The sequence below is a fragment of the Butyrivibrio sp. XB500-5 genome (genome assembly GCF_003625505.1).
GTDB lineage: Bacteria > Bacillota > Clostridia > Lachnospirales > Lachnospiraceae > Butyrivibrio.
Genome location: NZ_RAIS01000001.1, coordinates 79,560 through 93,758, shown reverse-complemented (window position 1 = coordinate 93,758; position 14,199 = coordinate 79,560). Strand labels below are relative to the sequence as shown.

At 41.7% G+C, this 14,199-nt stretch carries 13 protein-coding genes; 8 read left to right on the top strand and 5 right to left on the bottom strand.

Annotated elements, in window-relative coordinates; all coding sequences use genetic code 11:
- Positions 1 to 52: 52 nt before the first annotated feature.
- A complete protein-coding gene (locus D6856_RS00425) occupies positions 53 to 862 on the top strand; it encodes a hypothetical protein (RefSeq protein WP_120685290.1) in 810 nt (269 codons plus the stop codon).
- A gap of 164 nt (positions 863 to 1,026) precedes the next feature.
- Here D6856_RS00425 and fsa read toward each other — a convergent pair whose 3' ends face one another.
- On the bottom strand, positions 1,027 to 1,680 hold the full coding sequence (fsa, locus tag D6856_RS00420; protein WP_092249968.1) for a fructose-6-phosphate aldolase: 654 nt from the start codon (positions 1,678 to 1,680) through the stop codon (positions 1,027 to 1,029).
- A gap of 195 nt (positions 1,681 to 1,875) precedes the next feature.
- Between fsa and D6856_RS00415 the strand changes: the two genes are divergently transcribed.
- The 4 genes from D6856_RS00415 to D6856_RS15280 are packed head-to-tail and all read left to right on the top strand — an operon-like array spanning position 1,876 to position 6,081.
- Positions 1,876 to 3,423, top strand: coding sequence for a sodium:solute symporter family protein (locus D6856_RS00415; RefSeq protein ID WP_120656512.1), 1,548 nt, complete (start codon positions 1,876 to 1,878; stop codon positions 3,421 to 3,423).
- A 21-nt stretch (positions 3,424 to 3,444) separates the two neighbouring features.
- Positions 3,445 to 4,323 (top strand): aldose 1-epimerase family protein, encoded by an 879-nt coding sequence (locus tag D6856_RS00410; RefSeq protein ID WP_120685289.1) that lies wholly within the window; start codon positions 3,445 to 3,447, stop codon positions 4,321 to 4,323.
- Between the two features lie 12 nt (positions 4,324 to 4,335).
- Positions 4,336 to 5,181: an amidohydrolase family protein gene (locus tag D6856_RS00405; RefSeq protein WP_120685288.1), complete on the top strand. Its 846-nt coding sequence runs from the start codon at positions 4,336 to 4,338 to the stop codon at positions 5,179 to 5,181.
- A gap of 12 nt (positions 5,182 to 5,193) precedes the next feature.
- On the top strand, positions 5,194 to 6,081 hold the full coding sequence (locus D6856_RS15280; RefSeq protein WP_243113975.1) for a GNAT family N-acetyltransferase: 888 nt from the start codon (positions 5,194 to 5,196) through the stop codon (positions 6,079 to 6,081).
- 78 nt (positions 6,082 to 6,159) lie between these two features.
- Here the strand turns inward: D6856_RS15280 and D6856_RS00395 are convergent, their stop codons facing one another.
- The 4 genes from D6856_RS00395 to iorA all read right to left on the bottom strand — a co-directional run bounded on the left by D6856_RS00395 (position 6,160) and on the right by iorA (position 10,341).
- The gene (locus D6856_RS00395) at positions 6,160 to 6,597 is read right to left on the bottom strand and encodes an acetolactate synthase (RefSeq protein WP_092247129.1); all 438 of its coding nucleotides are present in this window, start codon (positions 6,595 to 6,597) and stop codon (positions 6,160 to 6,162) included.
- 76 nt (positions 6,598 to 6,673) lie between these two features.
- Entirely contained in the window at positions 6,674 to 7,975 is a 1,302-nt protein-coding gene (locus D6856_RS00390; RefSeq protein WP_120685287.1) for a phenylacetate--CoA ligase family protein, read from the bottom strand.
- Between the two features lie 33 nt (positions 7,976 to 8,008).
- A complete protein-coding gene (locus D6856_RS00385; protein ID WP_120685286.1) occupies positions 8,009 to 8,581 on the bottom strand; it encodes an indolepyruvate oxidoreductase subunit beta in 573 nt (190 codons plus the stop codon).
- Positions 8,582 to 8,583: 2 nt separating this feature from the next.
- Complete coding sequence (gene iorA, locus D6856_RS00380) at positions 8,584 to 10,341, bottom strand: indolepyruvate ferredoxin oxidoreductase subunit alpha (RefSeq protein ID WP_120685285.1); 1,758 nt, start codon at positions 10,339 to 10,341, stop codon at positions 8,584 to 8,586.
- A gap of 124 nt (positions 10,342 to 10,465) precedes the next feature.
- On the opposite strand from iorA, the gene D6856_RS00375 reads away from it, so the two are divergent.
- The 3 genes from D6856_RS00375 to D6856_RS00365 are packed head-to-tail and all read left to right on the top strand — an operon-like array spanning position 10,466 to position 14,104.
- Complete coding sequence (locus D6856_RS00375; protein ID WP_120685284.1) at positions 10,466 to 12,100, top strand: class I adenylate-forming enzyme family protein; 1,635 nt, start codon at positions 10,466 to 10,468, stop codon at positions 12,098 to 12,100.
- A 52-nt stretch (positions 12,101 to 12,152) separates the two neighbouring features.
- On the top strand, positions 12,153 to 13,718 hold the full coding sequence (locus tag D6856_RS00370; protein WP_120685283.1) for a heavy metal translocating P-type ATPase: 1,566 nt from the start codon (positions 12,153 to 12,155) through the stop codon (positions 13,716 to 13,718).
- Positions 13,667 to 14,104, top strand: a complete 438-nt coding sequence (locus tag D6856_RS00365; protein ID WP_120685282.1) for a dUTP diphosphatase — start codon at positions 13,667 to 13,669, stop codon at positions 14,102 to 14,104. The genes D6856_RS00370 and D6856_RS00365 overlap by 52 nt, the downstream gene beginning before the upstream one ends.
- Positions 14,105 to 14,199 lie beyond the last annotated feature (95 nt).

The window sequence follows — 14,199 nt, the reverse complement described above, 5'->3', positions numbered from 1 at the left end:
CAGAGGGTTTGATAACACCCATTGACGCTTAATAAATGGAAGGAGAAATGAAATGTTTAAGTTTGTTTTTTTATCAAAAGCAGTGGCTTTTGTAATACTTAATGCCAGTCTGGCATTTTCGCCCTGCATGAAGATGCCTTTTAGATTTCCTGCAAAGCCTCCTGTAAAGGTGGCAGCTGTTGCAGAGCCTGTTGTACAGACTCCCGATGCAGAGAAGGATGACAAGGACGTTGAGGAAGACCTTTGCTCTTCAGAGGGTATCAACTATCCCGAGAACGATGCTGTTAATGCTGCTGAGATTCCTGACGGAATGGATGATCCTACAGAGGATACCGAGAGCGAGTCTGACACAGTAGAAGTTAAGATTGTAGACGGTAAGATTATTGAAGTAGGTTCTGATGACGCAGAGATTCCTGATGGAATGGATGATCCCACAGAGGATACCGAGAGCGAGTCTGATACAGTAGAAGTTAAAATCGTAGACGGAAAGATTATCGAAGTTGGTTCTGAGGATGATCTTGTAGCAGTTCCCGATGTCGATGATGAGGAAGAAAAGTTACATATGCTTGGTTCACCGGTTGTGTTTGATCAGGATGGTAATATGATAGTTGAGGAAGAGATGTCTATGTTAGGCTCACCTGTTGCATTTGATCAGGACGGCAATGTTATAGTTGAGGAAGAGATGTCAGCTGTAGGTACTCCGACAGTTGCTGCTGTTGGTACTCCTACTATAGCTGCAAAGGATGCAATTGTTGAGGATGATGAAGAAGATCTTTGCTCTTCTGAGGGTATCAATTACCCTGAGAATGATCAGGATGCAGAAGAAACTGATAATGCAGAAATCGATGATACCAATGAGTAATTTTTAATATTTTTAATTTGCGGGTGTTACTTAAATCTAATATATAGTTATTTTTACAAAACAGGTCGTTCATATTTTATGGGCGGTCTGTTTTGTATTTATGGGAAATAAAAAACGTCGAGGGCATAAGCCTTCGACGTTTTTGTATGCAATGAATGTAATAATTACTCGCCAAATACAGCGATGTAATCCTTCTGGAACTTCTCGATACCCTGATCTGTAAGAGGGTGATGTGTCATCTGCTCGATAACCTTGTAAGGAACAGTTGCGATGTCCGCACCTGCAAGAGCGCAATCGGTAACGTGCATAGGATGACGGATACTTGCTGCGATGATCTCTGTTGAGATGTTGTGTATGTTGAAGATCTCAGCAACTTCAGAGATAAGATCTGTTCCGCGAACAGAAATGTCATCGAGACGTCCAAGGAAAGGACTTACAAATGCAGCGCCTGCTCTTGCTGCAAGAAGAGCCTGGTTTGCTGTAAAGATAAGTGTCATGTTAACCTTGATTCCCTCGGCTGCAAGTGTGTGGCAAGCCTTAAGACCTTCTGTGGTCATAGGAATCTTAACAACCATGTTCTTGTGAATCTTAGCTATTTCACGGCCTTCGTTGATCATGCCCTCAGCGTCAACTGTTGTAGCTTTTACCTCTCCACTGATAGGTCCGTCAACGATAGAAGCTATCTCAGCAACTACCTGATTGAAATCACGGCCTTCTTTTGCGATAAGTGATGGGTTTGTTGTAACTCCGCAAATGACACCCATATCATTTGCTTTTCTAATGTCATCGACATTAGCTGTGTCAAGAAAGAACTTCATAATTTAACTCCTTGTTTTAATACATTAATACTTTTTACTACCAAACTAACACAACTTAAAATATAACACTATTTCGTAATTTTTCAATATGAAATTATTAGCTAAAATTGCCCAAATATTGCTATCTATCAATTGACTTTACCGGTTGAAAGTGTTAAAGTGTAGAAAGACTATTTGTATTAGAGGAGAGAAGGTATGATTATCAAAGTTTTAATGTTACTGGTTTTCTTTTCTGTAATGATCTACATCGGAATGATGTGCAGAAAGAACTCTACTGACGTAAGTGGTTTTGTATTGGGCGGAAGATCCGTTGGCCCCTGGGTTACGGCATTTGCTTACGGAACATCTTATTTCTCGGCGGTTATCTTTGTCGGATATGCCGGACAGTTCGGATGGAAATACGGTATTGCTTCAACATGGGTCGGCATCGGCAATGCTCTTATCGGTTCACTTCTTGCATGGGTTATCCTCGGAAGAAGAACACGTATCATGACACAGCATCTTGACTCGGCAACAATGCCGCAGTTCTTTGCCGCTAGATTCGGCGGAAGATCTCTTAAGATAGCAGCATCCGTTATCACATTTATTTTCCTTATTCCATATACAGCTTCATTGTATAACGGACTTTCAAGACTTTTCGGTATGGCTTTTAACATCGATTATTCAATCTGTGTAATTGTAATGGCCGTACTTACAGGTATATATGTTATCGCCGGCGGTTACATGGCTACAGCGATCAACGATTTTATTCAGGGTATCATCATGCTGATCGGTATCAGCGCAGTTGTACTTGCCGTTCTTAATTCACAGGGCGGATTCCTTGCAGCTATCGACGGACTTGCACGAATAAGCGATGAAACTGTTTCAACGACTCCCGGTGTTTTTGCATCATTCTTTGGACCCGATCCCATCAATCTTCTCGGTGTCGTAATCCTTACATCGCTTGGAACATGGGGACTTCCTCAGATGGTTCAGAAGTTCTATGCGATCAAGAGTGAGAGAGCAATCTCAAAAGGAACAATAGTTTCTACATTCTTTGCATTTATTGTTGCCGGCGGATGCTATTTCCTAGGCGGCTTCGGAAGACTCTTTTCCGATAAGATTGATATTGCGGCAAACGGCTTTGACAGCATCGTTCCTACAATGCTTTCGGGACTTCCCGATTTCCTTATTGCTGTTGTTGTAGTGCTTGTTCTTTCAGCTTCAATGTCAACACTTTCATCACTTGTTCTTACAAGTAGTTCTACTCTTACACTGGATCTTTTGAAAGGTCACGTAGTTAAGAACATGGATGAAAAGAAACAGCTCCTTATCATGAGAATCCTGATCGTTGTATTCGTTGGAATCTCTGTTGTTATCGCAATTGTTCAGTACAAGAGAAATGTAACGTTTATCGCTCAGCTCATGGGTGTTTCATGGGGCGCACTTGCGGGAGCATTCCTTGCACCTTTCCTTTACGGATTGTACTTTAAGTTCATCACAAAGGCAGCCGTTTGGGTTAACTTCGTATTTTCTACAGTAGTAATGATCGCAAATATGCTTGTAAGACCTAAGTTCCCTACACTCTTACAGTCACCCATCAATGCCGGTGCATTCTGCATGCTTGCAGGACTTGTGATTGTTCCTTTGATCTCTGCATTTACCAAGAAGCCTCCGAAGGATCTTGTGGACGGCGCATTTGCTTGCTACAACAAGGAAGTTCTTGTACATCAGAGCACATCACTTTCAGATGATTCTGAGTAATGTTTGTAAAAAGAGGTTTTTATGTCACTACACGTTTTAAAAAATAATGATATAGCAATTAAGGTTGAGGACCACGGCGCAGAGCTTAGATCTTTGACCAAGATTGATTCCGGAAAAGAATTTATGTTTCAGGCTGATCCCAAGTACTGGGGAAGAACTTCACCGGTTCTTTTTCCTATAGTAGGTGGACTCTGGGAGAATAAGTACATCTATGACGGTGTCACTTACGAGCTTCCCAAGCATGGTTTTGCAAGAGACATGGATTTTAACTTGGTAAAAGAAACTTCTGATGAGCTTTTATTTGAATTAAAAGATACAGAAGAAACTATGAAAGTTTATCCGTTTAAGTTTGCATTGCAGATAGGATATAAGCTTGAAGGAAGTAAGGTTACCGTTACTTATAACGTTAAGAATGACAATGACGGAACTTTTTATTTCTCAATAGGTGCTCATCCGGCATTTACTTGCGATCTTAACACCGATGAGCTCTTGTTTGAAAAAAACGGAGCTGCGGTAAAAGATACGCTTAAGTCAGGTGTTATCGATATGAGCAGCGGATGTCTCTCCGAAAAGGTAATAGATGTTAAGACTACCGAAGGAGTTCTTGCGCTCGAGCCAAAGCTTTTTGATGAGGATGCACTTATATTTGAGGACAGACAGTCAGATAGCGTTACGATCATTCGTAAGGACGATGCGGATAAGGTGAAGGTCAGCTTTGATGCGCCTTTATTCGGTGTTTGGTCTCCCGATAAAAAGAATGCGCCGTTTGTATGCATCGAGCCTTGGAACGGAAGATGCGACAGAGTTGGCTATGGACACGCTCTTGAAAAAAGAGAACACGGCAACAGATTAGAAAAAGGAGAGAGCTTCAACACAGCTTTTTCTATAGAGATTTTATAAAGGTTTGAATATATGGTTATTGATTTTCATACCCATACATTTCCCGATTCTATTGCGGCGCGGGCTGTAGATAGCCTTAGTAAAGAGGCTCATATTGTGGCTTACACGGATGGTACGGTTTCGGGACTTATAGATTCGATGGATAAGGGCGGCATTGATATGTCCGTCCTTTTACCAGTTGCGACAAATGCATCTCAGGTTGAAGGCATTAATGATAAGGCTTTACGTGTAAATGAAAAGTATCATGACAGACTTATTTCTTTTGGCTGCATTCATCCTGAGTACTCGAGGTACAAAGAGGAGCTTAGACGCCTTAAGAATGAAGGTATAAAGGGGATTAAAATTCATCCGGTTTATCAGAAGGCTGACATAGATTCCAAGCCTTTTCTTGATATCATATATGCCGCGTGTGAAAATGATCTTATTGTTATAACTCATGCGGGTCTCGATATCGGCTTTCCGGGAGTTGTAAACTGTTCTCCAAAGATGTGCAGAAATGTTATCAACACCATCGGGGAATTTAAGTTTGTTTTGGCTCATATGGGTGGTTGGCGCAATTGGGATGAAGTTCCGCTTTATCTTCAAGATACTTCCGTATATCTTGATACGTCTTTTTCATCGGGAAGAATACAGGCTCTTTCTGACGGTTACTGGGATAATAAAGACAAAGCTATGCTTGATAAGGACGGCTTTATCAAGCTTGTTACTGCATTCGGAAGCAGAAGGATATTGTTTGGAAGCGACAGCCCTTGGTCATCACAGAAAGAGTCGACGGAATATATTAAGTCGCTTGGCTTTAGCGACGATGATCTTGAAAAGATCATGTCAGACAATGCACGTGATCTGTTAGGCTTATAAAAGGATAAACAAATGAAAAAGATAAAAAAGTATTTGGTTGAAAACGGCTATACGCCATTAGGGTTATATCATTCATTGCATATACTTGAAGTGTTTATAGGTGCTCCGATAGCGTTTTTGGTTTATTTGATCATGGGTCACTTTTATGATGATGCATTTACGATTATATTGGCTGTATTAGTCGTAGTGGTTTTAATTATTATATTCACCGAATGTATAACTTATACATTGTGTAGGTGCCCGGGATGCGGAAGAGGTTTGAGAATAGAGAGTATGTTCCAAACTCATTGTATGTACTGCGGTGAAGATTTAGACGGTGAATTTCATTGGCAATCCGAGGTCATGGCTGAACAAATAAGAGAAGATGCTGAAAAAGAGGAACAAAAAATAGAGGAACAAAAAGAAGAGCATAGATCTTTGGATACCGTAAACGTAATCGTCAGAAGAGCTACCGTTAAGGATATTCCGTTTTTGATTACCCTTCTTTCACAGGTCCTTGAAGTTCATGCAAGCATCAAGCCTGATTATTTTGTATCCGGATATACTAAATACAACTCAACCGAGCTTGAAGATATACTTGATGATGAGAGTAAGAGAGTGTATGTCGCAGAAATCAACGGAGCAGCCGTGGGATATGCTTTCTGCGATATTAAGGAAATGCCTGCTAAGCCGTTCGTACAACATTTTAAGTACATGTACATCGATGATATTTGTATCGATTCCAATTTCAGGGGAAAAGGTGTTGCAACGAAGATATTTGAACATGTCAAAGAAGAAGCCGGAGCGCTCGGCTGCAGAGAAATAACCTTAAATGTCTGGACAGGCAATCGAAGAGCTTTTGCTTTTTATCAAAAGATGGGAATGAAGCCTCAGAAGACAACGATGGAGATAAAAGTATAAAATTCAAAGAGCTGTGAATCATAAGATTCACAGCTCTTTTTTGACGCCAAACGGCGTATTATTTGTTTTTGCTAAAAATCAGATCTGTTCAAGATCTTCCTGCGTAAGCATCTTAATAGATTTATTAGCGGCAAGCTTAGCTTCGGCGTTCTTGGTATCGCTTACTCTGAAGATCATGTAAGCGTGATCTTTGTTGGAACCGCCGGAGAAAGCGTACATGTACTCGATGTTTACCTTGGCTTCATCGAATACTGTAAGAAGTTTATCAAGTCCGCCCATTTCATCCGGTATCTCGATTGCAAGAACAGGAGTGAGGCTTGCAACGAAGTTATTCTCCTTAAGAGTGTTAACAGCTGACAGAGCATCGTCTACTACAAGCCTTGCGATACCAAAGTCCTTGGTCTCTGCAAGAGAAGTAGCACGCATGTCGATCTTATTGGCTGCAAGGACACCTGTCATCTTCTTTAAGGTTCCGGGTTTATTTTCAAGAAATACTGAAATCTGCATAACGCTCATAGCTGTATCCCCCTTGTCTTTTTATATTTATATTATATATGATTTTGCAGTTAAAATCTCGGTTTAAAGACTATTATCAAATCTTTCTGTTATCGATAACTCTTACGGCTTTTCCTTCGCTTCTTGCGATTGACTTGGGAGCGAGGAGAGAAACCTTGGCTTTGATGCCGAGCATTGACTTAAGGCCTTCTACAAGCTTCTTCTGACGTTCCTCAATCTCACCGACGTTATCTGTGAACATCTCGGGAGTCATCTCAACCTGTACATCAAGAGTATCTGTGTTGTTAACTCTGTCTACAACAATCTGATAGTTAGCTGCATAGCCGTTGTTCATAAGAACAGTTTCGATCTGGCTGGGGAATACGTTTACTCCGCGGATGATAAGCATATCGTCTGAACGACCCATAGGCTTAGCCATACGTACGTGGGTTCTTCCGCAAGAGCATTTCTCTCTTGTGAGCTTACAGATATCTCTTGTGCGATATCTGATCATGGGGAATGCTTCTTTATCTATAGCAGTAAATACGAGCTCACCTTGTGATCCTTCGGGAAGAACTTCCTCTGTATCGGGATCGATGATCTCAGCGATAAAGTGGTCTTCATTTATATGCATTCCGTTTTGTTCAGAACATTCAAATGCAACACCGGGGCCTGAGAGCTCTGTAAGTCCGTAAATGTCGTAAGCCTTTATTCCGAGAGTTTTCTCGATATCGGCACGCATTTCTTCGCTCCATGCTTCAGCACCGAAGATCCCGGCTTTAAGAGGAATATCATCGGGACCGTAGCCCATTTCTTTAAAACGCTCAGATAAATAAGCTGCATAGCTTGGAGTACAGCAGAGGATAGTAGCACCAAGATCATTTATGAACATAATCTGTCTGTCTGTATTTCCCGAACTGATTGGTATAGTAAGAGAGCCTACCTTGTGTGAACCGCCGTGAAGTCCGGCACCGCCAGTGAAAAGACCGTATCCGTATGCAACATGAACGACGTCTTCATCAGTTCCGCCTGCAGCCATGATTGCACGGGCACAGCAGTCTTCCCAGAGATCAAGGTCGTGCTGAGTATAATAAGCAACAACTCTTTTACCAGTAGTTCCGGATGTTGAGTGGATACGTACACATTCCTTTAAGGGTTTACCGAGAAGTCCGTAAGGATATGCATCTCTTAAATCTTTTTTTGATAAAAAGGGAAGCTTATGGAGATCGTCAACTGACTTGATATCATCAGGTGTAACGCCTTTTTCTTCCATTTTTTTGCGGTAGTAGGGGACATTATCCCATACATGCTTAACCTGTTTAACTAGTTTTTCTGATTGAATCTTGCGAATTTCCTCATAAGGGGCGCATTCGATTTCTTTCTGATAATATCGCTCCATGTCTTTCTCCTTTGTTGTTAATATGAGTAATGCTTACTGATTCTTACCAAGCTCGAAAGCTTTTTTGTTCATCTCAAGGAACTTGGCGGGTACATTGGCTTCAAGAGACTTCATCCAGGCTTCTTCCGGGAGATCGAAGTAGTGTGAGAGTCTTCCTAAAAGTACGATATTTACAGCCTTGGCTGAACCTGCCTGCTCTGCAAGTGAAAGGCAATCAAGAGCATCAACCTTAGCTCCTGAAGCTTTTAACTTGGATACAAGATCTTCCGGGTACTCTGCAGCACCTGTAATTACAGGCATAGGATCGATCTGCTGAGTATTTGTAACGATCTGTCCGTCCTTTTTAAGGAAAGGAAGCCATCTTGCTGCTTCAAGTATCTCGAATGAAACGATGTAATCTGCCTCACCCTTGTCGATAACGGGAGAGTAAACCTTATCACCGTATCTTACATATGTAACAACGGATCCGCCTCTCTGAGACATACCGTGAACTTCGGACACCTTAACGTCATAGCCCTGTGAAAGAAGGAGATGTCCCAATAATTTGCTGGCAAGAAGTGAACCCTGTCCACCAACGCCGACGATCATAATATTCTTAGTTTCCATTATCAGGCCTCACTTTCCGCAGTGCTTTCAAATGCACCAACAGGGCACATCTGTGAACATACATTGCATCCTACGCATAATGTGTTATCTATTGTAGCCTTACCGTTCTTCATAGAGATAGCAGGGCATCCGATCTTCATACATGACTTACAGCCAACACACTTGTCGGTATTAACCTTAAGAGGTTTGTTGTGCTTAACGTATTTAAGAAGTGCACAAGGTCTTCTTGAAATGATAACTGAAGGAGCTTCAACATTGAGCTCTTCCTTGAGTACCTCATCACACTGATTTAAGTTATATGGATCAACGACTCTTACGCGCTCAAAGCCCATAGCTTTGCAAAGAGCTTCAAGGTCGATCTTTCCTGCAGGGTCACCCTTGATGTTATATCCTGTAGTTGGGTTCTGCTGATGACCTGTCATTCCTGTAATTGAGTTATCTACGATAACGATAGTTGAATTGGACTGATTATATGCAACATTGGCAAGTCCTGTCATACCGGAATGCATGAAAGTTGAATCACCGATAACGGCAACAGTTTTCTTCTCGCTTTCAGCGCCGCGGACCTTGTTAAATCCGTGTACGGCACCGATTGATGCACCCATGCAAAGAGTCATCTCGATTGCTCCGAGAGGCGGAACTGCGCCGAGTGTATAACATCCGATATCACCAAGAACGGTGCAATTATTCTTTTTAAGAGTGTAAAAGAGTCCTCTGTGAGGGCAGCCTGCACACATAACGGGAGGTCTTGCGGGAATCTGTTCATCAATTGCAAAGCTGTCATCCACATCCTTGCCGAAAGCCCTTGCAAGCAGATTCTGAGAGAACTCATCACAGATAGGAAGAAGTTCTTTTCCGGTAACTTCGATTCCAAGAGCCTTAACGTGATTTTCGATAATGGGATCAAGCTCTTCAACAACAAAGAGCTTATCAACTTTAGCTGCGAAGTTCTTAATAAGATCGCAGGGAAGAGGATTGGTCATTCCAAGCTTAAGAACACTTACGGAATCACCGAAAACTTCTTTTACATATTGATATGAAGTGGAGCAGGTGATGATACCTATTTCAGTACCGCCTATTTCAACTCTGTTTATAGGATTCTCCTCGGCGAATGCGATAAGATCCTTGGTACGCTGTTCAACGATGGGGTGACGCTTCTTGGCATTACCGGGCATCATAACGTACTTTGCGATATTCTTTTCATAAGGCTTATCGGGAACTACACGTTCGCCGGGTACTACGATTGACTGAGAATGAGCAACTCTTGTGCACATCTTAAGAAGTACGGGAGTGTCGAATTTCTCTGAGATCTCATAAGCAAGCTTGGTGTATTCAAGTGCTTCTTTGGAATCCGAAGGCTCGATCATGGGAACCTTGGCAGCGATAGCATGGTGACGTGAATCCTGCTCGTTCTGAGAAGAGTGCATTCCTGCATCGTCTGCAACGACTATAACAAGACCGGCATTAACGCCTGTGTAAGACATTGTATAAAGAGGGTCTGCGGCAACGTTGAGTCCAACGTGCTTCTGAGCACAGAATGCTCTGCGACCTGCGAGTGATGCACCGAAAGCCGATTCCATAGCAACTTTCTCGTTCGGCGCCCATTCGCAATATATTTCATCATACTTGGCAGCTTCTTCGGTAACTTCGGTACTTGGAGTTCCGGGATAGCTGGAAATAAAGCAGACTCCGGCCTCATAAAGACCGCGAGCAACTGCCTTGTTGCCCAGCATGAGCTGCCCGTTCTTTGTTTGATCCATGGTAAAAAACCTCCTACAGAATAAATATACCAATTTAACGCGATAAAGCTAATATATCATATTTGACCTTTAAATAAAATATGTTTATACTTTACTTTATCACTTTAAAGTGGAGGATTTCTTTATGCCAATAACAGATTTACTGGAACGCAACAGCAAGTTGTATGGGGATGAGGTTGCTCTTGTCGAGATCAATCCTGAGATCAAGGAAGAGCAAAGGGTTACATGGAAGGAATATGAGCTTATTCAGCCGACTTCCACAGCATATTACAGAAGACAGATCACATGGTCTGTATTTGATGAAAAGGCAAACAGAGTTGCCAATATGCTTATAGAAAGAGGGATTAAAAAAGGACAGAAATGTGCGATCCTTCTTATGAATTGTCTTGAATGGCTTCCCATTTATTTCGGAATACTTAAAGCGGGAGCTATCGCAGTGCCTCTCAATTTCAGATTTGACGCGGAAGAGATAGATTATTGTCTTAAAGCTTCGGATTCGGATGTTCTTTTCTACGGTCCCGAATTTATCGGTCGAATCGAGGATATAGCCCAGAAGATCAAGAAAGAAACTCTTCTTTTCTTTGTGGGAGATCAGTGTCCGTCCTATGCGGATGATTACTACAGACATGTTTCCAACAGTTCATCCGTTGCTCCAAGGATCCTTATCGAGGACAAGGATGATGCTGCAATCTATTTTTCATCGGGGACGACAGGCTTTCCCAAGGCTATTTTACATATTCACACAGCGCTTATGCAGTCAGCCAAGATGGAAGCAATTCATCATGAGACAACTCACGAGGACAATTTCCTTTGCATTCCGCCTCTTTATCATACCGGCGCCAAGATGCACTGGTTCGGTTCATTATACACAGGTAGCAGAGCTGTATTGTTAAAAGGAAACTCGCCTGAGGCGATTTTCAGAGCCGTTTCTGAGGAAAGATGCACTATTGTATGGCTTCTTGTTCCGTGGGCTCAGGATATTCTTGCAGCTTTGGATTCCGGAAAGCTCAAGATTGAAGACTATCATCTCAAACAGTGGAGACTTATGCACATCGGTGCTCAGCCTATTCCGCCGAGCCTCATTAAGAGATGGCTTCAGTATTTCCCTAATCATAAGTACGATACCAACTACGGACTTTCTGAATCAACAGGTCCCGGTTGCGTACATCTCGGTGTTGAGAATGTAAGCAAGGTAGGTGCTATCGGAATTCCGGGCTATGGCTGGAAGACCAAGATCGTCGACGAAGAGGGCAAGAACGTTAAACAGGGTGAAATCGGAGAACTTTGTGTAAAAGGTCCCGGAGTCATGGTAGAATATTATAAGAACCCCGAGGCAACAGCCGAGATTTTAAAAGACGGTTGGCTCTTTACGGGTGACATGGCACGTCAGGACGAAGATGGATTCATCTTCCTTGTTGATCGTAAGAAAGACGTTATCATTTCCGGCGGTGAGAATCTCTATCCCGTACAGATTGAGAGCTTCCTTATGAAGAACGACAAGATTCACGACGCTGCCGTTATCGGACTTCAGGATGACAGACTTGGTGAGATCGCTGCTGCGATCATACAGGTTAAAGAGGGCATGACTCTTACAGAGGATGAAGTTGAGCGCTTCTGCGTTGATCTTCCCAGATACAAGAGACCCAGAAAGATCATATTTGATAAGGTCCTTCGTAATCCCACAGGTAAAATCGATAAGCCCAAGCTTCGTGAGAAATACTGCGGAGCACATCTTGTGGAACGACAGAATCAGTCATGATGTATAAGTTATAAACTTATGTAAGTATGCATTGAACATAAAGGATGGAGATATGGATAAGAATGCCGTAGCAGTAGTCCTTCAGATGCTTCTGTGCATCGCTGTCTTAATATTAAATAGGAAAATCTTTATAAGCGGCTTCAAAGGGCTTTTGGACAGAGTACCCAACAGGTACAGTCTTATGGCCCTTGGAAGCGTCGCTTCTTTTATTCAGGGAATCTTTTTAAGGTCGTTTTTAAAGACCGCGATCATCATAACTTTATTCGCTATTTTTAATTTAATAATCGATTATTTGATCCGAGAATACGATGGCGATTTGCTTAAAGTAAACGCACCTATTGTTCTGTCTTATAAAAAACAGGCAGAGTGCTTTGTGTTTATAGTGATCGGAATATCCGTTATTACTTTTATGATATGGATGATCGCAGGGGCACAAATTGGGACGGCGTTAGATAAAGCATGTTCTGTACTTATTTGTGCTTGTCCGACTGCTTTGTTTATCTCAGCCTCTCTTTATTTTAAATCGGCTAGAAAACTTAGTGAAAAGAATGAGATTCTTTTTAAAGACGATGCAATTATCGAAAATGCCGCTGATGCAGACATTTTACTATTTGATAAAACTGGTATCATAACAAAGGGTGAACCTGTTGTGACGGAGGTCTTTTCTTCAGATTCACTTACTAAGAGTGGTTACAGTGCGCTGAAAGCCAATCCTTCGGAAGATGAGCTTATAAGACTCGCGGGAATAATGGAATCACACAGTAAGCATCCGATAGCAAAGGCTGTTACCGAATATGCATATAACCGCTGCGAATTTGAAAGTAACGAAGTGTCAGGTTTTATCAAGTTTGAAGGCAAAGGCCTTGAGGGTAAGATTGACGGAAATATTATCAGGTGTGGAAGTCATGATTTTATAAGTAATCATGCTATCATCCCGGCTGAGATAGAAGAGCGCGCCCAGATGTTTTCTTCACTTGGTAAGACTCCCATTTATTATTCCAAGGACAATAAACTTCTTGGGATAATTGCTGTCTCTGACAATATAAAAGAAAATACTCAAAAAGGTGTTATTGAGCTCAAAAACATGGGAATAAATCCAGTGATGTTAACCGGAGATAATGAAAAGACGGCAAAGACAATCGCCGAGCAGGCGGGCGGTCTTGAAGTTGTTTCCGGAATAATAGCAGGAGAAGAGCGGAAAATTGCAGATGATTATATGGAAAAGGGCAGCTGCGCGATTGTTTTGAATGATAATAACGACGATGAACTTATAATTCCCGAAGGCTCTGCGTCCATGCTTGCTGCGGCTTTCAGGCTTTCAAAAAATACACTTTTAAATATTCGTCATAGTTTTTTGTGGTTCTTAATATATAATATAATAATGATTCCGATAGCAGCGGGATGTTTGGAAGTTATCTTCGGAATACTTATAAGCCCGTTACTATTTGCGATAATTATGTGCTTTTCTTCAGTTCTTTTTACGGCACATGCTCTTACTACCGGGGAAAAAGATATTACTGATTCAAGTAAAGACAAGAAATTACAAAGCATAAATTGGAGGAGAAAATGGAAAAAAAGATCAAGATTAAATACTTTAACGATAAGCTTGAAAAGCTGACTTATATTGACGGAAAATCAGACTGGATCGATCTTAGAAGTGCTGAGGATATTGACCTTAAGCAGGGAGAATTTAAGCTTGTTCCTTTGGGAATAGCAATGGAGATCCCTGAAGGATATGAAGCACACATTGTTCCAAGAAGTTCTACATTCAAGAATTTCGGCGTTATTCAGGCCAATCACATGGGTGTTGTCGATCATTCATATTGCGGAGACAACGATCAGTGGTTCATGCCTGTTATCGCAATGAGAGATACACATATTGGTTTTAATGACAGGATCTGTCAATTTAGGATTATGGAGAATCAGCCTGCAATAGTATTTGACGAGTGCGATCACCTTGAAGGTGCCGACAGAGGCGGCTTTGGTTCTACAGGAAAGAACTGATGAAGTATCTTTTGACCTATACGTAGTATTGAAAAAATAGTATTCTGTGCTACAATAATAAATCGTTTGAATAAAGAAAATACTTAATAAACAGA